The sequence below is a fragment of the Agrobacterium sp. ES01 genome, assembly GCF_050320885.1.
Lineage (GTDB): Bacteria > Pseudomonadota > Alphaproteobacteria > Rhizobiales > Rhizobiaceae > Allorhizobium.
The window spans coordinates 1549871-1571428 of the sequence record NZ_JBNQTH010000001.1 but is presented as its reverse complement, the minus strand read 5'-3'; the positions used below and the strand labels follow the sequence as shown (position 1 = coordinate 1571428).

Genomic DNA, 21558 nt, shown 5'->3' with positions numbered 1-21558 from the left:
GGATCGGCTAAGAACCGGCTAGGTCTGGATTTCCAAAGAATGCATCTGCTGCCAGTAGATCGCGCAGAATGGGCAGTTTGCGGCCGGAATATCCCTCAATCGGGGTCGCATGCCACAGAGCGTTCAGCACGGCTTCCTCCGTCGCCTCGACGGCGGCATGGAAAAACGCGTTCATGTGCTGCTCGGGCAACCGGCTCGCTGTGACGACATCGTCCTTGGCCGTCATGTCGCGGCAATTGGCGGTCGAAAAGGCAAGCGCGATATCGCCGCTGCCGTGGCCGAGATGGCTGCCGAGGCGACCGAGTGCTGCACCGGCACGTTTGGCAAGCCGCGTAAGCTGGCGCGATTCCATCGGGGCATCGGTCGCAAAAACAACGATGATGGAGCCTTTGTCTGGCTCCATTGCGCGGGCAATTCCCTGCGGCGCGATACGATGTCCAAAGACACGGAATTCAGAGGCTTGGCCGAAATTGGAGAGAACCAGTGCGCCAAGCCTGAATGCGCTTCCGCCCGGAAGAAGCACTGTGCGCGATGAACTGCCGATGCCACCGGCCATACCGAAGGTCTTCATGCCGGTGCCAGCGCCAATTGTGCCTTGGGCGAAATTGGACGCAGCGTTTCCGATCGCCTCCAGGGCGAGCGCTTCGGTCACAGCCAGCGATTGGATATCATTGATCTGGCCGTCATTGCATTCGAAGACAAGCGGATTGACGGTGCTGTCGCGTCGCCCGATTGCCGGATTGGCAGCGATCGCCGAGCGGATCAGGGCGGATGCACACGCATGAACACTGAAAGTGTTGGTGAACAGGATCGGCGTTTCAATTTCGCCCAGTTCCTGGACCTGAATCAGGCCGAGGCTCTTGCCGAAACCGTTTAAAATTGCGGCACCTGCCGGCGGACGCTGACGGAAGAGATCGCCACCGTGAGGAAGTAGTGCTGTGACACCAGTTCGGGCAGAACCGTCCATCAAGCTCGCATGGCCGACGGTAACACCTTCGACGTCGGCGATTGAATTGCTTGGTCCGGGCGGAATAACCCACCATTGGCCGGCGTGCGAAAACTGGCGCATGCATTCTCTCTTTTCTCAGCAGCACAAGGCATCCGGCGCAGGCGCGCGGCCGGCATGCGGACTTGCCTACGGCCTTAAATCGCCATCTCTGTGCTGGTCTGGATGTAGACCTCGCGCAACCGCTTGGCGACCGGGCCGGGCTCTCCATCACCGATCTTCATGTCATCGATCCTGACGACCGGATTGACGAAACCGGAGGCCGATGTCGAAAAGGCTTCCTGCGCAGACTTGATCTCTTCGATGGTGAAGGGGCGTTCCTCAATCTTGATCTGCAGATCCTTTGCGCATTTCAAAACGGCGCTGCGCGTAATGCCAGGAAGGATATCCGTCGACAGATGACGGGTAACCAAAGTGCCGTCTTTGGTGACAATATAGGCATTGTTGGAACAACCTTCGGTAATGAAGCCATCCTCAACCATCCAGGCATCGTCTGCGCCTTCCTTTTTGGCCAGGTTCTTGGCCAAGACGGGATAAAGTAGCTGCACGGTCTTGATGTCACGCCGGCTCCATCTCTCGTCGTCGACAAGGATCACATACTGCCCACGTTGAGCGACAGGACTGTCGATCAGGTTCTTCTTCTGGGTGAACATCACAAGCGTGGACGGCACGGTGGTTTCGGGAAACAGGAAGTCGCGGTCGGCAGCGCCGCGGGAAACCTGAAGATAGATCAACCCCTCGTCCAGCCCGTTGGCCTCCACCAGTTTGCGGTGGGCGGCAAGTAGCGTCTCGTCATCCACATCGAGCACCATGCTGATCTCTGAAAGCGAATTGCGAAGACGGGTCAGATGGCCTTGAAAGTCGACCAGCTTGCCACCGAGAACGGCAGTCACCTCATAAACCGCATCGGCGAAGAGAAAGCCGCGATCGAAAACCGAGATCGTTGCCTCGTTCTCAGGGACAAAATTGCCGTTGATATAGACTGTGCGCATTCCAATGGACTCCGGTAGATCAATCTGTTCGAACATGTGGCCAACCGATCTGGTCGTGCATATGCCCTGCTGGCCTCGTTTCTCAATATCCGGTGTCTATTGCAAGGCCATTGTGAGCATATGGCCTTGCAGGAGCTTAACGTCGAAATCGCGTCACCGTGCTCCATCGGCCTTCAATCTTTGCCGAAAGCTTGCCGTTCCTACGGACGATGTCGTAGACGGCACTCAAACGACGGTCGAAGCAGGACCGATAACGCAGCGAGCGTCGCTGTCCAAAAAATATAACCACGAGGTGACAGAATGAACGAGACCGGGATTGCCGCAGAGCCAGTGCGTGTGCCTGTCTTCGATGGACATAATGACATCCTTTCACGATTGACGCGTGAAGGCGTTGATGGTGCCGAATCCCGTTTTCTGAACGGGCAGCCTGGTGTCCACATCGATCTGCCCCGTGCTCGGATCGGTGGCCTCGCCGGCGGACTTTGTGCCATATACACATGGACTGAGGGCAGAACAGCGGATGCCAATGGCGATCTGCCGCGCGTAGATCGTCGAAGCGCACTTGATCAGACTGTTCAGCAGGCAGCCCTTCTGCACCGCATCGAGGCACAGTCGCAAGGCGCATTCACGATCTGCACAACGGCAGCCGGTATCCGTGATGCAATGAAATCGGGTAGCTTTGCCGCTGTTTTTCACATCGAGGGCATTGAAGCTGCAGGTGATGATCTTGATCTTATCCATCTGCTTTATGCTGCCGGCCTTCGAACTCTCGGTCCGGTCTGGAGCCGTCCGAATATTTTTGCTCACGGCGTTCCCTTCCGTTTTGGTCACAGCCCGGATATCGGGCCCGGATTGACCAAAGCGGGTGCCGACCTCGTTCGACTTTGCAATAGGCTGAAGATCATGGTCGACCTGTCGCATATGAATGACGCCGGCTTCTGGGACATTGCGAAAATCTCCGACGCGCCTCTGGTTGCGTCTCATTCGAATGCGTTCGGCATATGCCCGCACAGCCGCAATGCCACCGACAAGCAACTGGATGCGATCCGCGACACCGGGGGGCTGATCGGCCTCAATTTCGGCGTCAAGTTCCTGGATCCGGATGGCAGACCTGACACTGGACTGAATCTCGAGACAATGGTTCGTCACATCGATTATCTGGTCGAACGGGTGGGCATCGACCATGTCGGCTTTGGCTCTGATTTCGACGGAACGCTGATCTCGGGAAATATCGGTGACGTGACCGGCCTGCCGGTTCTGCTGACTGCGCTCAAATCCGCCGGTTACGATGACGATGCTTTGGCAAAGATCGCGCATCAGAACTGGGTTTCGCTTCTGGAGCGTACCTGGGGCGCCTGACCACATTCGGCCTTAAGTCGATAAATATCATCATTGAGCCTCGCGCCGGCACCGAGTTGCCGGCGTTTTGATTTCTCGTTCTCCGTTTGCCGCTGGACATTCTTCTTCAGGCGATGCTGATTAACTTGACATTTTTACACCAGATTAATATCGCGGTTTGTTAGAGTGTGCGTTCCGGGTAAACGCCGCAACGCCCCACACCTTGTCGAAGGGACGAAAGCACCGATGAATCAGGTTCAGACCTTCACGCTGACTGGCGTTGCAGTGCCTAAAAATGCAGTTCACATGTTGGCGGAAATTAGCGAGCACTTCGCGGAACATGCCGAGGTGAGAGAAAAGGCAGACGGGGTGGTCCTGCTGAGCGAGATCGGTGACGCCGATATAACGCTCAAAGACGGCTCGCTTGAAATCGTTTTGAACTGCCCGACCCAAAAGGCACTTGATGTCAGTCGCAATGTCGTCGCTGAGCATTTGTTTTTCTTTGCCGGGGAAGAGCCTCTTGAGCTGACCTGGGACCAGACCGATGAGCCCAAGCCGGCCCCCAACGTTCACATCGTCAAGGTCGTGTCATCCGAAGACGTCACCCCGCATATGCGCCGTGTCAAAGTCGCCTGCGACGACGTCACGCCGTTTACCGGCGGTGGGTTGCATGTCCGGCTGATGGTGCCGCCCATCGGCCGCAAACCTGTCTGGCCAACCATGCGCGCCGACGGACGCATCGGATGGCCGGAGGGCGATGATGCCCTGTTGGTGCGCATCTATACCATTCGTACGGTCGATCAGGAAAAGGGACATCTGTGGATCGACATCCTGCAACACCCCTCGTCAGAACACGAAACCCCCGGAGCTGACTTTGCTCTTCGCGCTGAACCCGGTCAGGTTCTGGCTCTTATGGGGCCGGGCGGCGGGGGTGTCCCGGAAACTGAAAGCCTGGTGATGGTAGGCGATGAAACGGCTTTGCCGGCCATTGCGCGCATCGCCGCTGAATTGCCGGAAGCCGCCACTATCACGGCTGTGATAGAAGTTGGCGACAAAGCGGAAGAGCAGCCGATCGTCAGTGCCGCGAGGCTCGACATCCGCTGGCTGCACAGGAATTCCTATGCGCCTGATACGCGCTTCGCTCTCGCCGCTGCCCTGTCTGACATGCTGGCGCAGAATGCCGATCCGGATTACATCTGGGCCGCCTGCGAGGGTGGCGAAGCCAAGGAAATCCGAGCGCTTCTGCGCCAAAAAGCGCATCCCAAAAACCGCATGTATGTGGCTGCCTACTGGCAGCAGGGCAAAAGTGCATAAGACATCGCTTCAGTCGCCGTCTGAACACTAACGCGACCTTAGAGAGTGGTTCTGTCGCAAAATGAGGTCGCTCGGGCGTCTGGCAAGGCCTTGGCGACCGCTTGCCCTGCGGCAGCATTAATCCCGGCAGGTGACCTGTGGGAGTAAATTGCCCATTTGCTGGGCTTTAACTTCACTTGACACTTTTTTGGGCTCCCCCTAGAAATCTCTACCAACTGGTAAATTTAAGGGGTCTCAGCCATGACGCATGACATCAAGTTCTCCCGCCGTAGCCTTCTGGCCACCGGTCTCGTTCTCGGTTCGGGCCTTTTTGCGCCGACCCTTCGTGCCGCCGCTCCGATCAAGGTCGCAGGCATTCACGGATCTCCAGTCGAGAACGCCTGGAATTCGGTCTTGCACAAGGCCATGCAGGACGCTGCAGCGGAAGGTGTGATTGAATATGTCTTCTCGGAAGGCGTGTCCGGCACCGATTATGCCCGCGCCATGCGCGAATATGCCGAGCAGGGCAACCAGCTCATCATCGGCGAGGCCTATGCAGTCGAGACCGAAGCCCGTGAAGTGGCTGCCGATTATCCTGAAACCGCATTCGTTCTCGGTTCCAGTGGCAAGGAATCCGGCGACAATTTCGGCGTTTTCGGAACCTGGAATCATGATGGCGCCTATCTCGCTGGCATGCTCGTCGGCAAGATGACCAAGAGCAATATTGTTGGCGCGGTCGGCGCCATGCCAATCCCGGAAGTGAACATGCTGATCAACGCCTTCGGTGAAGGCGTGAAGGCCGTGAACCCGGATGCCAAGCTGCTTGTGTCCTTCATCGGCACCTTCTTCGACCCACCGAAGGCACGCGAAGCCGGTCTGGCCCAGATCGACGCGGGCGCCGATATCCTGTTTGGCGAACGTATCGGCACGGCCGATGCCGCCAAGGAGCGCGGCATCAAGTCTGTCGGGTCGCTGATCGATTACACGCCGCGTTATCCGGAAACTGTTTTCGCCAACGCTTTGTGGGGGTTCCGCCCGATCCTCAATGCTGCTCTCGCAGATGTTGCCGCCGGAAAGCCGGTTGGCAAGGATTACACAGCATTCGGCTTGCTCAAGGAAGGCGGCAGCGATATTGCCTACGTCCAGGGTGCCGCTCCATCGGATGCAGAAGCAGCAATGGAAGCCAAGCGCGAAGAAATCAAGGCCGGCACCTTTGAGGTTCCGCGCAACATGGACGAACCAAAGTAAGCCAATTCCGCATGCATGCCGACGCCACAGCACTCGCCGAAGCGATCGGCTCCGGACAATTGACGGCGCGGCAGGCGATGGAGACATCGCTTGCCGCCGCCACATCCAACGCCTCTCTTGGGGCAATCACCCATCTGGACGAGAAGAAAGGCCGCGCCTCGGCTGACGCATTCGATGCATTGCCGGTCGACCAACGTGCAGCCATGCACTTTGGTGGTGTGCCCACTCTCGCCAAGGATCTCGGCGGTCCGTTTGAAGGCTTTCCGGTCAGTGCTGGTTCCAGCTCGATCCCCCGCAGGGGTGGTATGGCAGATTCTGATCTGGCCATTCGGTTTCGTGGCTCAGGTTTATGCCTGTTCGGATTGACCACAAGCCCCGAATTCGGTTTATCGCTGGCAAGCGAACCGGCAATGGGTCCGGTGTCGCGCAATCCACTCGCACCCCACTTAAGCTCCGGCGGATCGTCAGGCGGGGCAGCGGCAGCCGTTGCAGCTGGCATTGTGTCGATTGCCCATGCAACGGACGCCGGCGGTTCCATCCGCGTGCCCGCCGCCTGTTGTGGACTGATCGGTTTGAAGCCCGGCCGCGGCGCAATACCTGCCGGCCCATCCTATGGTAATTACCTTGGCGGGATCGCCAGCGAACTCGCCATTTGCCGCTCGGTTCGCGATACCGTGTCGATCTTCGCAAATGTGAGCGGCGACGCAAGGGGACCCTTTCCGCCTGTCCTTCAGGTGCCGGCGAAGGAAGAGGGACTGCGCGTTGGCGTATTGACCGATACCGGCGCGGATATGCCGACCGCCCCAGAGCGACTTGAGGCTGTTGAGGCTGCGGCCCGCTCGCTTGAGAAGAAGGGCCATCGGATCATTCCGGTGAAATGGACCGAAATCGATCAATTGGCGCTAGCCAGCGCCACGGCCTTTGCCGATATAGTCTGCATCAATCTCGCCGAAACGGTTGAGCGCCTCTCTGCCGATCTCTCAGGCACCGAGGAGATCACCCAGGCGGTGCTGGAGCGCGGGCTCGACATGCGCGGCACGGATGCATGGCGCGCCATGAATATGCTGGCATTTATCAGCCGGGATCTCTGGCGTCTGTTCGACGATATCGATTGTCTGCTGACGCCGATGCTTGCGACAGCGCCCAAGCCGATTGGCTCCTTTCCGACCGATCATCGCGATGTCGAAGCGCATTTCCAACGCATGACGGCCTTTGCGCCTCTGGCGCCGCTTGCCAATATTTCCGGATTTCCCGCCATCACGCTGCCCTTTGGTGAAGATGGTAAAGGTTTGCCGCTCCCGGTTCAGCTTCTGGCGCCGATGGGTCAGGAAATGCGCCTTCTTGCGCTTGCCGCGCATCTGGAAAAAGAGGAACGTTGGTCCCATCGCTTTCCTGTTGCGGGGTTTGCCCAATGAACGATGCCGTTCTGACAATTTCGGGCGTCAGCAAGCGCTTCGGTGATAACCTCGCCAATGACGATATCTCGCTGAGCCTTGGCGAAGGGGAGATCGTGGCTCTTCTGGGCGAAAACGGTGCCGGCAAGACGACCCTGATGAGCATTCTCTTCGGTCACTACGTCCCGGATACAGGCCATGTCACGGTGATGGGCAAGCAATTGCCGCCCGGCAAGCCACGTGCGGCCATCCGCGCAGGCATCGGCATGGTCCATCAGCACTTCTCGCTGGCACCCAATCTGACCGTGATCGAAAACGTCATGACCGGTACGGAAAGCCTCTGGTCTCCCGCATCATCCGTGGCGGCAGGTCGCAAGAAGCTGATCGAGATTTCAGAGCGCTTCGGGCTCAAGGTCGACCCGGATGCCTGTCTCGCGGAACTGTCTGTCGGCGAGCAGCAGCGTGTGGAGATCCTGAAGGCGCTCTACAATGACGCCCGCATCCTCGTTCTGGATGAGCCGACAGCGGTTCTCACCAAGCTTGAGGCGGAAAAGTTGTTTTCCACCTTGAAGGAAATGGCACGGCTGGGCCTTTCTCTTATTTTCATTTCCCACAAGCTCGATGAGGTCATGGCGACCGCTGACCGCATTGTCGTTTTGCGTGGCGGCAAGCTAGTCGCCGAACGGAGTGCCAGTGAAACCAGCAAAGCAGAACTTGCCGAACTGATGGTCGGTCGCAAGGTGACGAGGCCGGTGCGTGAGGCATCGACACCGGGTGCAGTCGTGCTGGAAGCTGCAGGCATCACCGTGCGCTCTGGTGGCATCGACCGTCTGAAGGCCATCGATTTCCGTCTTCGCGCCGGGGAAGTACTCGGTATCATCGGCGTGTCCGGAAACGGTCAGGCGACATTGGCGCAACTGCTCAGCGGCACCATCGGTAGAACCGCGGGAGATCTGGTGCTGTTCGGACATGGCATCGCCGATCTGACTGTCGCAGAGGCGGTTGAAAAAGGCATCGGGCGTATACCCGAGGACCGCAATCGCGAAGGCGCGATTGGCGAAATGGCCTTATGGGAAAATACAGTTCTCGAAAGGCTTGCGCGTTTCTCCAGGCATGGTCTCGTCAACCGCCAGGCCGGCATCGCTTTTGCCCAGAAGATCATCGATGCATTTGATGTTCGGGGCGGCACGCCGACAAGCCGTATCCGGCTTTTGTCCGGTGGCAACATGCAAAAGCTGATCCTTGGGCGTAACCTGATCGAACATCCCCGTATCTTGCTGGCCGCCCAGCCGGCGCGTGGTCTGGATGAAGGCGCAGTCGCCGCCGTACATGAAAGAATACTGGATGCCCGCAGGGCCGGAACCGCCGTGCTGTTGATCTCCGAGGATCTGGATGAAGTGATGGCGCTGGCCGACCGCATTCAGGCCATTGTCGGCGGCAGGTTGTCGCCACCGGTCAGTGCAGAAGACGTCGATGCCCGCAGGCTCGGTTTGATGATGGCGGGAGAATGGCAAGCACAAGGAATGGCCGATGCGGTTTGAGAGGCGGGAACATCGTCCAACAGCGCTGGTCATCGCCACGCCACTGATTGCCATCATCGGCGCACTGGCGATTGCCGGCATCCTGATCGCTTTTGCCGGCGCACCGGTTTTCGAGGCCTATTGGAAAATCGCAACCGGCGCCTTCGGCTCGCGCTTGTCAGCCACGGAGACCTTGACGCGTGCCACGCCTTTGATTCTGACGGGGCTTGCTGCCGCAGTGGCATTCCGGGCGCGGCTTTGGAACATCGGAGGGGAGGGACAATTCTATCTCGGTGCTATCGCCGTTGCCGCAGCAAGCGCCCATCTCGTTGGCGGTTTACCGTCTTTCATCCAGCTTCCGGTCCTGTTCGTCGTGGGCGCGGGCGCCGGCATGGTTTTGTTGCTCTTGCCGCTTTGGCTGAGGCTTCGCTTTTCCGTTGATGAAGTGGTGACGACGCTGCTCTTGAACTTCGTCGCCATCCTCTTTGTCTCGATGCTGATCGATGGCGTGCTGAAGGATCCGCTGGCCTTTGGCTGGCCGCAATCGCAAGTGGTTGATGCCGCAGCACGCCTGCCAAAACTGCTGGCACGGTCGCGGCTTCATGTCGGTCTGGTCATTGCCGCCGTCATCGCCGTCATCGTCTATTTCGTTCAGACGCGCACCGTCTTCGGTCTCCAGTCACGTGCGGCTGGTCTCAATCCGTCGGGCGCTGCCTTTGCCGGCGTTCCGTTGGCGCGCACTCTGGTCATCGTGGCCATGATCTCAGGCGGTCTTGCAGGGCTTGCAGGCACCATAGAGGTGCTGGGCGTAAAGGGTTATGTGACCACCGATCTTTCGCCCGGCTACGGCTATTCCGGCATCGTGGTTGCCATGCTTGCCAATCTTAATCCGCTGGGTGTGGTGCTGGCGGCCCTCTTCACGGCAACCATGTTCGTCGGTGCCGATGGCATGAGCCGGAGCATGGGTATCCCAAGTTATATTGCTGACGTCACGGTGGCGCTATCGCTGCTCTCGATGCTGGTTGCCGTCTTCTTCACGCAGTACAGGATCCGCCGATGAACGCTCTGGTCGATATCCTTGCCTCTGCCGGTCTTTGGGCCGCGGTTCTACGTATCGCCACGCCGCTCATCCTCGGCACATTGGGCGCGCTGCTGTGCGAGCGCTCCGGTGTCCTCAATCTCGGCATTGAAGGCATTATGACCTTCGGCGCGATGATCGGCTGGCTTGCCGTCTATAATGGTGCAGATCTCTGGACAGGTCTGCTTGTCGCAGCCCTGGGCGGAGCGGTCTTCGGTTTGCTGCATTCGGTTCTCACCGTCACACTTGGCCTGTCGCAACATGTCTCCGGCCTGGGTGTCACGCTGTTTGCCTCAAGCTTCGCCTATTATGTCTTCCGTCTCATGGTCCCAGTCGCAGGCACTCCACCGACAATCGTGCCGTTCCAGCCCATTGATGTGCCGTTCCTCTCGGATCTTCCCTTCGTCGGTTCGGCCTTGTTTACCCAGACGGCGCCAACCTATGTGGCCATTCTGCTGGCTGTCGTGCTTGCCTATGTCATTTCGCGAACGCCCATAGGCCTTGCCATCCGCATGACCGGCGAGAACCCGCATGCAGCAGAAGCGCAGGGCATCAACCCAATGGCGATCCGATACGGTGCCGTCATTGCCGGCAGCGCTTTGATGGGCGTGGGCGGGGCATTTCTGACACTATCAGCCTTTAACAGCTTCTTCCCCACCATGGTGCAGGGGCGCGGCTGGATCTGCATCGCCTTGGTCGTCTTTGCCTCGTGGAAGCCGGAGCGAGCGCTGTTCGGGGCATTGTTGTTTGCCTTTTTCGACGGTTTCCAGCTGCGCTTGCAGACCGTGTTGAGCGGCGTCGTTCCTTATCAGATCTTCCTGATGATCCCTTATATCCTGTCGATCGCAGCCCTTGCCGTCATGGCGCGCCGCGCACGCGTGCCACAGGCGTTGATGCAACCCTATCGGCGCGGCGAGCGCTGAAGCGAAGAGAGACCTTTCCATGTTCGATCTCATGATTCGAAACGCCAATCTGCCGGACGGTCGCAAGGGCATCGACATCGGTGTGTCCGGCGGTAAGATTGCAGCGATCGAGGTAGGATTGCCCGGCGCGGCAGGGGAAGTGATCGATGCCACCGGCCGTCTGGTCAGCACCTCCTTCGTCGATCCGCACTTTCATATGGACGCGACCCTGTCGCTTGGTTTGCCGCGCATGAATGTCTCTGGCACGCTGCTGGAGGGCATTGCGTTGTGGGGCGAACTGCGCCCGCTGCTGACGAAGGAGGCACTGGTCGAGCGTGCGCTTGCCTATTGCGACCTCGCAGTCAGCCAGGGTCTCCTGCATATCCGCACCCATGTCGATACATCCGATCCCCGCCTTGTCACGGCTGAGGCCATGCTGGAGGTCAAGGAGCGCGTTGCGCCCTATATCGATCTACAACTCGTCGCCTTCCCGCAGGATGGCTATTACCGCGCAGAAGAGGGCGCAAAGTCGCTCGAACGCGCGCTGGATATGGGCGTCGATATCGTCGGCGGCATTCCGCATTTCGAGCGCACCATGCAAGACGGCGCCGCCTCGGTCGAGGCACTCTGCCGTATCGCAGCTGATCGCGGCCTGCCGGTCGATATGCATTGCGACGAGACCGACGACCCTATGTCGCGCCATATCGAGACCTTGTCGGCCCAGACCGTGCGCTTTGGCTTGCAGGGGCGAGTTGCCGGCTCGCATCTCACATCCATGCATTCCATGGACAACTACTACGTCTCGAAGCTCATTCCGTTGATGGCAGAAGCGCAGATCAATGTGATTCCCAACCCGCTCATCAACATCATGCTGCAGGGTCGCCACGACACCTATCCCAAACGCCGTGGAATGACCCGGGTGCGTGAACTGATGGCAGCCGGCCTGAACGTCTCGTTCGGCCATGATTGCGTGATGGATCCCTGGTATTCCATGGGTTCCGGCGACATGCTGGAAGTTGGCCATATGGCAATTCACGTGGCCCAGATGGCCGGTGTCGAGGACAAGAAGCAGATCTTCGATGCGCTGACTGTGAATTCTGCAAAGACAATGGGCCTCGTGAACTATGGTCTGGACGTTGGCTGCAATGCCGATCTGGTCGTGTTGCAGGCGGAAAACGTGCAAGAGGCGTTGCGCCTCAAACCGGCACGGCTGGCCGTGCTTCGTCGTGGCAAGACCATTGCCCGCACGGCGCCGAAGATTGCCGAGCTGAACCTTTCCGGACGACCCGCCAAACTGGATACCGGTCGCAACCCGACGGCACGCTGAGCGTCCCAGCTATCGGACTTTGTGGGTAAAGTCTTTGCGGGGCAGATGGTTCGCGGTCATTGCCGCATGATCTGCCCCGACTTCGACATTCTGACGCCTATCTGGGCAGATCGAACATCAGGGCCTTGCCGTCGGTCAGCCAATGGATATCCGGCACGGCCTCATTGCCGATCTGAAGCCCATCACCGGTCCTGATTGTCTCCCCCTCGATCTGGGCCAAACCCTCGATGAGGTGTACGAATGTCAGGCGATCGGATGCTTTCGAAATTGTGCTGATGTCTCCATCGCGCGGGTTGGCAATCCACACCCGGCTGTCTGACAGCAACCGGAGCGGAGCATCACCGGACGGCCCGCTGGCAATGAGTGTCCAGTCCCGTGCCGCCGCCCCTTCCGGCATCTTTGCCTGCTGATAAAGCGGATCCGGGTTGCGTGTTTCCGGGATCATCCAGATCTGCAGGACATGGGCGGTCTCGGTGTCGGATGCATTCATTTCGGAATGGCGCAACCCGTTGCCAGCGGACATCAGCTGCATCTCGCCGGCCGTGATGTCGGAGACATTGCCAAGCGTATCCTTGTGGCGCAGTGCGCCTTCCAGAACGATTGTCAGGATATCCATGTTGTCGTGCGCATGTTCGGCAAAGCCCGAACCTGGAACGATCCAGTCTTCATTGATGACCCGCAATGGACCAAAGCCCATACGGTTCGGGTCATGAAAACCGCCGAAGGAAAATGTGTGGTAGCTGTTGAGCCAACCCTGTCTGGTGACGCCGCGGTTCATGTTTTCATGAATAAGGATCATGGTCATACTCCCGAAGACGCCGGGAACGCGTCCCGGCGATATTTGAGTGTTCTTCCAACGGGACGCGGGGTGGTTGAGAACCCGAGGCCCTGTTTAGCGCTGCAGGAAAGTGGATAGCGCCTGCAATTCACTCTGGCGGATTTCGTGCCCGCCCTCATGGATGCTGGCCTCGACCGCAGCGCCCTGCGCTTCAAGGTAACCAATCAGCCCTTGCGTGAGGGGGAGAGGGCAAATCGGGTCGCGCTGGCCGGCAGTAATCAGGATTTCCTTGGCGGAAAGCCCTGAATTTGCCTGAGGTTGCCAGGGGATCAGCGGATGCAGCAAGGCCGCCTTTTCAAATAGATCCGGCCTTTCAAACAGCACCGATGCCAGAATGTTGGCCCCGTTCGAATAGCCTAGCGCGTAAACCGGGCGCCCCGGATTGGCTGCTTTGTGCTCATCGATAAAGCTCACCATCTTGGCGGTCCGCATGGCAAGATCGTCCATATCGTAGACACCTTCACCCGTACGCTTGAAGAAACGTAGAGCGCCATATTCAGACACATCTCCTCGCGGCGAGACGATCGAGGCATCCGGCAGCATCTTTTCAACCAGTTCTGTGAACTGCATTTCGTTGCCGCCAGTGCCGTGAAAGGCAAAGACCAGCGGAGCGCCGGGCGTACCGGTCCTGGTAAAGGCGGCATAGGATGAGTTTGTCGCGGTCATGGTCAAATCTCCAATGGGCGGGACCAGACAGTCCCGCCATTCGCGTCATCTGAGCGGTTAGTCATTGATCGGAGACAGGGTTTCTTCGATCTGTGAGCGGTGGGGCTCGTAGCGGCTGGGAAGCTTTAAGGCTTCACCGAGATGCGCCGTGTCTTCATCGCGGTCGAAACCAGGTTCGTTGGTCGCAATCTCAAACAGGACACCGCCGGGTGTGCGGAAATAGATGGCCCAGAAGTAATCGCGGTCGATGACCGGCGTGACCTGATAACCGGTATCCATCAACGCCTTGCGCACTTCGAGTTGGGCAGCCCGGTCCTCCACGGCAAAAGCGATGTGATGAACAGAGCCAGCACCCTGGCGCGCGGCATTGGCCTGCGGCAGACTTTCAAGGTCGATGAAATCGGCACCGTTTCCGCCTGGAATGGCAAACCGCGTCCATTCGGCCTTCTGGTCTACCTTTTCATAGCCCATGAAGCCGAGAAGTTCGCGCATCGCGCCGTCATCCTGAAGACGCATGCTGGCACCATGAAAACCCTTGATCGCTTCGGCAGCACCGATGTCGTCATGTAACCAGCCATCACGCTTGTCGCTGTCGACTTCGACCAGCGAAAACCCATCCTTGTCGGGGCCGCTGAAGCGCAGGCGCTTTTCGCCGAACACTTCGGTCTCGTTGATGTCCTTCACGCCGAGCGTATCGAGGCGACCCTTCCAGAAATCGATCGAACCCTTTGGAATGGCAAAATAGGTTTCACCGACCTCGCCCGTGCCGGGGCGACCGGGAGCGATATGCGGGAAGGGGAAATAGGTCATGACGGAGCCCGGCGTTCCGACTTCATCACCATAATAGAGGTGATAGACGTCAGGGGCGTCGAAGTTGACGGTTTTTTTCACGCGGCGCAGGCCAAGCGTCTTGGTGAAGAAGTCGCTGTTCACCTGGGCATTGGCGGCCATGGAGGTGACGTGGTGCAATCCTTTGATCTGAGTAAGCATCGTACTGTTCCTTTTGTTTGGACGACGTTGCGTTTCGTTGTCTGGAGAGAAGATGGAGCCGATGCGCTGCAAAGTGAATAGAAATAAAATTGACAATATTGTTGCATATATTGCAATAATTGAACATGAGCGATCTGGACGACATAAAGGTTTTCCTCGCCGTAGCGAAGGAACGCAGTTTCGTGGCCGCGGCACGGCAGCTGTCTATGACCGCGTCTTCGGTCACGCGATCTGTGGGCGCGCTGGAGCAGCGTCTGGGTGTGCAACTCTTCCTGAGGACCACGCGGCAAGTATCGTTGACCTCTGCCGGCGCGGTCTATGCCGCCCGGATCGAACCATTGATCAAAGCATTCGAAGAAGCGACGGAGCAAGTCAGAGCCGAGGAGGGGCATCTGGCAGGCCTGATCCGGCTCAATGGGCCGTTGTCTCTCGGACAGCGCATTCTGCCTGATGTGATCTCGGGATTTTTGGTCGAAAACCCGGCGATTTCCGTTTCGCTGAGCCTGACCGACCGTTTTATCGACATCGTCTCGGACAGTTTCGATCTGGCGATCCGTATTTCGGAGCAGCCGCGAGACAAGTCGACAATCTGGCGCAAGGTGCGACCGATCCGCAGGGTACTGGTGGCATCGCCGGGTTATCTCGCGGAAAACGGTATTCCCAAGACACCCGACGACCTCAACGAAGCGGCCTGCATTGCCTATGACGAGGAAGCATTGTCGGAAACCTGGGAGCTGACCTTTGCCGGTAAGACCCGCAAGGTCCATGCCGGTCGCAAATTGGCTGGCAACAACGGTGAGTTCACGGCACGCCTTGCCGAGACAGGCAATGGAGTGGCCCTGCTACCCATGTTCATCGTCGAGAAGTCCCTCGCGGACGGGCTTCTGGTGCAGATCCTGCCGGACTGGCAGCCGCCGGAACTCTGGCTGACCCTTTATTATCCACCGTATGAAAAACTGCCCATGCGCGTTGCGAAGTTTTCGGATTTCTTCGAGAATTTTGTCACCGCTGTGCGACCGCTTTGACGCGAATGTGTCAGTGTTCGTCGACACCGATGACATAGGCAACGGCAGGTCCCGACGACGAAAGTGAAAGCCTTGTCTCGCTGGGAATATCGACGATCACATCGTCAACATCGGCCTCGAACGCATGCGCATCGGAAGAAATTCGCACCGCACTGGTAAAGACGAGCATGGTCAACCGATGCCATGTCTCTATCGTCGTTTCTCCCGCCCAGCCGAGGCGCGCCATGTCGTGATGCGCGTGACCGCGCAAGGTCATGATATTGAGGTCGATTGTTTCGGCGCCGTCCGTGAATGCAGAGACCTTCGCATCACCGGAAAACGCAAATGGTTCTCCCAACGCGTGAAGTTGCGCGACCTCCTTGCCATCGATTGTCAGCCGAACTGGATCGCCGCGCAGAGCTGCGATGGTACGATCGATGCCGGGAAAGAGCGAGAAGGGGCCAGATTGGCGGATGGTTGCAAGACTGAGACGCCAGACAAAGGGCGAGCTTTCATTGAGCGCCGGGGCAGACGCGACTTCCCGCGTCACCCCGCCTCCATTTTTCCAGGGCATGGCCGTGTGATCCGTAGCCCTCAGAATGCGCATCTGCCCCTACACTCCTCTCAGTTGCCGAGAATGCCGGGCAGCCTCAGATCTTGTTCCTTGGCGCAATCAATGGCGATGTCATAGCCGGCATCGGCATGGCGCATAACGCCGGTGGCCGGGTCGTTCCAAAGAACACGCTCGAGGCGGCGGTCCGCATCTTCTGAGCCGTCGCAGCAGATCACCATGCCGGAATGCTGCGAAAAGCCCATACCGACGCCGCCGCCGTGATGGAGCGACACCCAGGTGGCACCCGAGGCCGTGTTGAGGAGCGCGTTGAGGAGCGGCCAATCGGAGACCGCATCGGAACCATCCTTCATTGCTTCCGTCTCGCGGTTTGGCGAGGCGACGGAACCGGAATCGAGATGGTCGCGACCGATCACGATTGGCGCTTTCAACTCACCGGTTCTCACCATTTCATTGAAGGCAAGGCCGAGTTTATGCCGATCGCCGAGACCGACCCAGCAGATACGCGCCGGCAGGCCCTGAAAGGAAATGCGCTCCTTGGCCATGTCGAGCCAGTTATGCAGGTGCTTGTTGTCGGGCAGCAGTTCCTTAACCTTGGCGTCGGTCTTGTAGATGTCTTCCGGATCGCCAGACAGGGCGGCCCAGCGGAACGGCCCGATGCCGCGGCAAAACAAAGGACGGATATAAGCCGGCACAAAGCCGGGGAAGGCAAAGGCATTCTCGAGCCCCTCATCCTTGGCGACCTGACGGATGTTATTGCCGTAATCGAGTGTCGGCACGCCCATGTTCCAGAAGTCGACCATGGCGGCGACATGCACTTTCATGGAGGCGCGCGCGGCCGTTTCGACGACTTTCGGAGCGCTTTCCTGTTTCTCGCGCCATTCAGAAACCGACCAGCCCTGCGGCAGATAGCCGTGCAGGGGATCATGGGCTGAGGTCTGGTCGGTCACGATGTCCGGCTTGACGCCACGCTTGACGAGTTCAGGAAAGATGTCGGCGGCATTGGCGATGAGCGCGATAGATTTCGCCTCGCCGGCCTTGGTCCAGGCATCGATCCTGGCCAGCGCCTCGTCCAGACTATGAGTCTTCTCGTCCACATAGCGGGTTCGCAGACGGAAATCGGCACGGGTTTCATCGCATTCGACGGCAAGGCAGCAAGCGCCGGCCATCACGGCTGCGAGCGGTTGCGCACCACCCATGCCACCAAGGCCGCCGGTCAGGATCCACTTGCCCTTGAGATTTCCGCCATAGTGCTGGCGGCCCGCCTCAACGAAGGTTTCATAGGTGCCCTGGACGATACCCTGGGCACCGATATAGATCCAAGATCCGGCTGTCATCTGGCCGTACATGGCCAGGCCCTTCTTATCCAGTTCGTTGAAATGGTCCCAGGTTGCCCAATGCGGCACCAGGTTCGAATTGGCAATCAGCACGCGCGGCGCATCCTTGTGGGTGCGAAACACGCCAACAGGCTTGCCCGATTGAACGAGCAAGGTCTCGTCTTCGCTGAGGTCCTTGAGGGTTGCCACGATCTGATCGAAATCGGACCACGTGCGGGCAGCGCGGCCGATGCCGCCATAAACCACGAGATCATGCGGACGCTCGGCCACATCTGGGTCGAGATTGTTCATCAGCATGCGCAGCGGCGCTTCAGTCATCCAGCTTTTTGCGTTGAGTTCGGTTCCACGCGGCGCGCGAACATCACGCATATTGTGACGCGGATCGGTCATGATCAGTTCCCCTCAGTCTTCAATTCGTATGCCAGATCCTCGATGCGCGTCAGGATCTCCTTGAGATAACCGCGCAGATACTCTGCCTTTTCTTCATCATAGGCGAATGGCACGGCTTCGGTTTTGAGATGGCTCGATTGGCTAAGCTCCATCTGGATCGCGTGCACGCCATCAGCTGGATGGCCATAATGTCTCGTCGTCCAGCCACCCTTGAACCGACCGTTGACAATGCTGGTCAAGCCGACGGCAGTTGCGGCAATCTCGGCCGTAATGCGCTCGAACTCCAGCGCGCAGGTGGCACCGTCATTCGACCCAATGTTGAAGTCGGCAAGCTTGCCTTCAAACAGGAAGGGGATTTCAGACCGGATCGAATGACAATCATAAAGGACAGCCACTTCATGGATGGACTGTACCCGCGCAATCTCTGCTGCCAGTGCGGCATGGTAGGGCTGATGAAATCTGGCCAGGCGCTCCGCGATATCCGCATCTGTCGGCGCTTCACCCTCCTTCCAGATAGGCAATCCGTCAAAGTCAGTCGTCGGAACAAGACCTGTGGTGTTCTGGCCTGGATATAGGCTCTGGCCGGCCGGATCACGGTTGGCATCTATGACATACCGGTGGAAGGTGGCGCGCACTGTCGTCGCATTCGGCAGGAGGCCATCATAGATGCGCTCGACGTGCCAGTCGGTATCCGCCAGGATCAGGCCGTTGTCGTTCAGTCGCGCACGGATGCCGTCTGGCACATACGTTCCGGTATGCGGTAGGCCAAGAATGACCGGGGAAGAGCCTTGCTTGATTTCGACAACGCTCACTTCAACGCTCCAGTGTCGGCAGAAGATCAGCTGAAACAGCGTCTGCAAGAGCGCCGGATGCGACCAGTTCACTGGCCGCTGCCAGATCATTGGCCATATAGCGGTCTTCCTCGAGCGTCGGCACTTTTGCGCGGATTGCCGACATCGCACTCAGCAGTTCAGGACTGGTGGCGAGCGGCGCACGGAACTCGACCCCTTGTGCGGCCGTCAGCGCTTCGATGCCAACAATGGCGAAGAGGTTTTCCGTCATGGCAAGCAACCGCCGCGCTCCGTGGCAGGCCATGGAAACATGGTCTTCCTGGTTCGCCGAAGTCGGTGTTGAATCAACCGAAGCTGGATGCGACATCTGCTTGTTCTCGCTCATCAGGGCAGCTGATGTGACTTCCGCGATCATCAGTCCGGAATTCAGTCCGGGCTTTTTCGCAAGGAAAGCCGGCAGGCCGTAGGAAAGCGATGGGTCAACCAGAAGCGCAATGCGGCGCTGAGCAATGGCGCCGATCTCGCAGATTGCAATGGCAATCTGGTCTGCGGCAAAAGCAACCGGCTCGGCGTGAAAATTGCCTCCCGAAACGACAGAGCCATCAGACAGCACCAGCGGATTGTCTGTGACCGCATTGGCCTCGATTTCCAGCGTCCTTGCAGTCATGCGCAACAGATCGAGGCAAGCGCCGTCGACCTGCGGCTGGCATCGAATGCAATAGGGATCCTGCACCCGTTCGTCGCCCTGCCTATGGCTTTCGCGAATGACCGAACCCTCCAGAAGTCCGCGAAGGGCGGTCCCGGCATCGATCTGGCCCTTGTGTCCTCGCAGGTTATGAATGTCCGGATGAAACGGCGCAGACGAGCCCATGGCGGCATCGGTGGAAAGCGCGCCGGTGATCAGTGCGCTCTGGGCGGCGCGATGGGCGCGAAAAAGTCCAGCCAGCGCCAGGGCCGTCGATGTCTGCGTGCCGTTGATAAGGGCGAGACCTTCTTTGGCAACAAGCTCGACGGGTTGAAGGCCTGCAGCGTGAAGTGCATCCGCAGCATTCATGCGTGTCTCGCCATAAAACGCTTCGCCATGCCCCATCATCGCTGCCGCCATATGGGCAAGCGGTGCAAGATCGCCGGATGCGCCAACGGAGCCCTTTTCCGGAATGACCGGGGTGACGCCCTTGTCCAGCATGGCTTCGATCAGCGTGGTGATGGCAAGGCGCACACCAGACGCGCCGCGGCCAAGGGATATGAGTTTGAGCGCCATGATCAGTCGCACGATATTTTCGGAGAGCGGAGCGCCGACGCCGCAGCAATGCGACAGGATGAGATTGCGTTGCAAGGTGGCCGTGTCGGCAGCATCGATCTTGATCGAGGCAAGCTTTCCAAATCCGGTATTGATGCCGTAGACGGGCTCATTGCCGGCGGCAATTTCGGCAATCCGGGCTGCCGCCTTTTCGATCCCGGCATGAAAAGAGGGATCAAGCCGCGCTGGCACTCCGGTCCAGTAGATGTTTTCCAACTCGGCGAGCGAAACCGCTCCAGGCTTGAGAACGATCGTCATCGTGTGAACCACTTTCCCTTGAAAATACGCGCATGAAGCGGATTGAAGCCAATCCGGTAAACCAGTTCAGCCGGGCTCTCTATGTCCCAGATGGCGATGTCTGCGGATTTGCCGGCCTCGAGCGTTCCGGCCTGGTCAAGCGCTCCAAGCGCGCGTGCGGCTTCGCGGGTGACGCCGCAGATGCATTCATCCACGGTCAAGCCGAAAAGCGTGGCAGACATGTTCATCGTCAACAACAGCGATGTCAGCGGCGACGTGCCAGGATTGCAGTCCGTCGCAATCGCAATATGGGCACCTGCATTGCGCAAGGCTTCAACCGGCGGCTTCTGCTTCTCGTTCAAAGCATAAAACGCGCCGGGCAGAAGCACTGCAACCGTTCCGGCCTTGGCCAAGGCCTGTGCGCCACCTTCATCCAGATATTCGAGATGGTCCGCAGATAGCGCGCCATACGAGGCCGCAAGCTTTGCTCCGCCCAGATTGGAAAGCTGCTCCGCATGAAGCTTCACTGGCAGACCTAAAGACTTGGCCAGATCGAAGACCCGGGCGATCTCCGCTGGCTGAAACGCGATACCCTCGCAAAAACCATCAACGGCATCGACGAGGCCCTGTTCGTGAGCGGCTTTCAGTCCCGGCAGAACGACCTCGGTAATATAAGCACCATTGCGGCCCTTATAGTCCGCCGGCGTTGCATGGGCCGCGAGATAGGATGTGCGAACGCGAACAGGACGGTGGTTCTCCATCGCGCGGGCTGCGCGCAGCATATTGAGCTCTGCCTCGATGTTCAGCCCATAGCCTGACTTGATCTCGACAGTCGTTACGCCTTCGGACAGCAACGTGTCGAGCCGTGGCAATGCTGCCGCAACAAGTTCGTCGACAGACAGAGCGTTTGTCGCGGACACGGATGAGACGATGCCGCCGCCAGCGCGTGCAATTTCTTGGTAGGAAGCACCATTCAGGCGCATCTCGAATTCCTTGGCGCGATTGCCGCCGAAGACCAGATGCGTATGGCAATCGATCAGGCCGGGTGTGGCCCATCGTCCCTGAAGGTCGATGGTCTCGAAATCGGTCCGGAACGCCTGAGGAACCGCATCTTGCTCTCCGGCAAAACGGATCAAGCCGTCTTCAATGACGATCGCTGCGTGTTCAGTAACAGTCAGTCCGGCGCTTCCCGCGCTGGGACTTGCCATCCGAAGATTTTGAAGGATCTGACGTTTTGTATTTTGATTTTCGCTGCGCAAAATTCGTCTCCCGACGAAGTTTCGTCTTTCAATCTGGTCAAACATGTATATACATAAAAATAGGTTTGCAAGCGATT

19 protein-coding genes are annotated in these 21558 nt (G+C 58.6%); 9 read left to right on the top strand and 10 right to left on the bottom strand.

What is annotated here, in order from left to right; genetic code table 11:
• Window positions 1-7: 7 nt before the first annotated feature.
• Together ACQQ2Q_RS07730 and ACQQ2Q_RS07725 are read right to left on the bottom strand one after the other, a co-directional pair.
• Complete coding sequence (locus ACQQ2Q_RS07730) at window positions 8-1069, bottom strand: P1 family peptidase (protein WP_428186422.1); 1062 nt, start codon at window positions 1067-1069, stop codon at window positions 8-10.
• 74 nt (window positions 1070-1143) lie between these two features.
• On the bottom strand, window positions 1144-1998 hold the full coding sequence (locus ACQQ2Q_RS07725; RefSeq protein ID WP_428186421.1) for a D-amino-acid transaminase: 855 nt from the start codon (window positions 1996-1998) through the stop codon (window positions 1144-1146).
• Between the two features lie 300 nt (window positions 1999-2298).
• Here ACQQ2Q_RS07725 and ACQQ2Q_RS07720 point away from each other — a divergent pair, with 300 nt between their 5' ends.
• From ACQQ2Q_RS07720 to ACQQ2Q_RS07685, 8 genes are all read left to right on the top strand, one after another.
• Window positions 2299-3357, top strand: coding sequence for a dipeptidase (locus ACQQ2Q_RS07720; RefSeq protein WP_428186420.1), 1059 nt, complete (start codon window positions 2299-2301; stop codon window positions 3355-3357).
• Window positions 3358-3582: 225 nt separating this feature from the next.
• Window positions 3583-4650 carry a DUF2218 domain-containing protein gene (locus ACQQ2Q_RS07715; RefSeq protein ID WP_428186419.1) on the top strand — a complete coding sequence of 356 codons (1068 nt, stop codon included), beginning with the start codon at window positions 3583-3585 and terminating at the stop codon, window positions 4648-4650.
• 240 nt (window positions 4651-4890) lie between these two features.
• Window positions 4891-5877 carry a BMP family protein gene (locus ACQQ2Q_RS07710; RefSeq protein ID WP_428186418.1) on the top strand — a complete coding sequence of 329 codons (987 nt, stop codon included), beginning with the start codon at window positions 4891-4893 and terminating at the stop codon, window positions 5875-5877.
• 11 nt (window positions 5878-5888) lie between these two features.
• A complete protein-coding gene (locus ACQQ2Q_RS07705) occupies window positions 5889-7292 on the top strand; it encodes an amidase (protein WP_428186417.1) in 1404 nt (467 codons plus the stop codon).
• The gene (locus tag ACQQ2Q_RS07700; protein WP_428186416.1) at window positions 7289-8812 is read left to right on the top strand and encodes an ABC transporter ATP-binding protein; all 1524 of its coding nucleotides are present in this window, start codon (window positions 7289-7291) and stop codon (window positions 8810-8812) included. The genes ACQQ2Q_RS07705 and ACQQ2Q_RS07700 overlap by 4 nt, the downstream gene beginning before the upstream one ends.
• The gene (locus ACQQ2Q_RS07695) at window positions 8802-9851 is read left to right on the top strand and encodes an ABC transporter permease (RefSeq protein ID WP_428186415.1); all 1050 of its coding nucleotides are present in this window, start codon (window positions 8802-8804) and stop codon (window positions 9849-9851) included. Before ACQQ2Q_RS07700 ends, ACQQ2Q_RS07695 begins: the two co-directional genes overlap by 11 nt.
• The gene (locus tag ACQQ2Q_RS07690) at window positions 9848-10792 is read left to right on the top strand and encodes an ABC transporter permease (RefSeq protein WP_428186414.1); all 945 of its coding nucleotides are present in this window, start codon (window positions 9848-9850) and stop codon (window positions 10790-10792) included. The genes ACQQ2Q_RS07695 and ACQQ2Q_RS07690 overlap by 4 nt, the downstream gene beginning before the upstream one ends.
• Before the next feature lie 19 nt (window positions 10793-10811).
• The gene (locus ACQQ2Q_RS07685; RefSeq protein WP_428186413.1) at window positions 10812-12098 is read left to right on the top strand and encodes an amidohydrolase family protein; all 1287 of its coding nucleotides are present in this window, start codon (window positions 10812-10814) and stop codon (window positions 12096-12098) included.
• A 97-nt stretch (window positions 12099-12195) separates the two neighbouring features.
• Here ACQQ2Q_RS07685 and ACQQ2Q_RS07680 read toward each other — a convergent pair whose 3' ends face one another.
• The 3 genes from ACQQ2Q_RS07680 to ACQQ2Q_RS07670 all read right to left on the bottom strand — a co-directional run bounded on the left by ACQQ2Q_RS07680 (window position 12196) and on the right by ACQQ2Q_RS07670 (window position 14592).
• Window positions 12196-12897: a pirin family protein gene (locus ACQQ2Q_RS07680; RefSeq protein ID WP_428186412.1), complete on the bottom strand. Its 702-nt coding sequence runs from the start codon at window positions 12895-12897 to the stop codon at window positions 12196-12198.
• Between the two features lie 93 nt (window positions 12898-12990).
• Window positions 12991-13602 (bottom strand): alpha/beta hydrolase, encoded by a 612-nt coding sequence (locus tag ACQQ2Q_RS07675; protein ID WP_428186411.1) that lies wholly within the window; start codon window positions 13600-13602, stop codon window positions 12991-12993.
• Window positions 13603-13659: 57 nt separating this feature from the next.
• Complete coding sequence (locus ACQQ2Q_RS07670; protein ID WP_428186410.1) at window positions 13660-14592, bottom strand: ring-cleaving dioxygenase; 933 nt, start codon at window positions 14590-14592, stop codon at window positions 13660-13662.
• Window positions 14593-14717: 125 nt separating this feature from the next.
• Here ACQQ2Q_RS07670 and ACQQ2Q_RS07665 point away from each other — a divergent pair, with 125 nt between their 5' ends.
• Window positions 14718-15617, top strand: a complete 900-nt coding sequence (locus ACQQ2Q_RS07665; protein WP_428186409.1) for a LysR family transcriptional regulator — start codon at window positions 14718-14720, stop codon at window positions 15615-15617.
• A gap of 10 nt (window positions 15618-15627) precedes the next feature.
• On the opposite strand, the gene ACQQ2Q_RS07660 is transcribed toward ACQQ2Q_RS07665, so the two are convergent.
• Genes ACQQ2Q_RS07660 through hutI form a run of 5 tightly spaced genes read right to left on the bottom strand, consistent with a single transcriptional unit; the run spans window position 15628 to window position 21514 of the window.
• A complete protein-coding gene (locus ACQQ2Q_RS07660) occupies window positions 15628-16203 on the bottom strand; it encodes a HutD/Ves family protein (protein ID WP_428186408.1) in 576 nt (191 codons plus the stop codon).
• Window positions 16204-16220: 17 nt separating this feature from the next.
• On the bottom strand, window positions 16221-17894 hold the full coding sequence (hutU, locus tag ACQQ2Q_RS07655; RefSeq protein ID WP_428186407.1) for a urocanate hydratase: 1674 nt from the start codon (window positions 17892-17894) through the stop codon (window positions 16221-16223).
• 2 nt (window positions 17895-17896) lie between these two features.
• Window positions 17897-18706, bottom strand: coding sequence for an N-formylglutamate deformylase (gene hutG / locus ACQQ2Q_RS07650; RefSeq protein ID WP_428186406.1), 810 nt, complete (start codon window positions 18704-18706; stop codon window positions 17897-17899).
• A gap of 1 nt (window position 18707) precedes the next feature.
• On the bottom strand, window positions 18708-20243 hold the full coding sequence (gene hutH, locus ACQQ2Q_RS07645) for a histidine ammonia-lyase (protein ID WP_428186405.1): 1536 nt from the start codon (window positions 20241-20243) through the stop codon (window positions 18708-18710).
• Entirely contained in the window at window positions 20240-21514 is a 1275-nt protein-coding gene (gene hutI / locus ACQQ2Q_RS07640; RefSeq protein ID WP_428186515.1) for an imidazolonepropionase, read from the bottom strand. The genes hutH and hutI overlap by 4 nt, the downstream gene beginning before the upstream one ends.
• Window positions 21515-21558 lie beyond the last annotated feature (44 nt).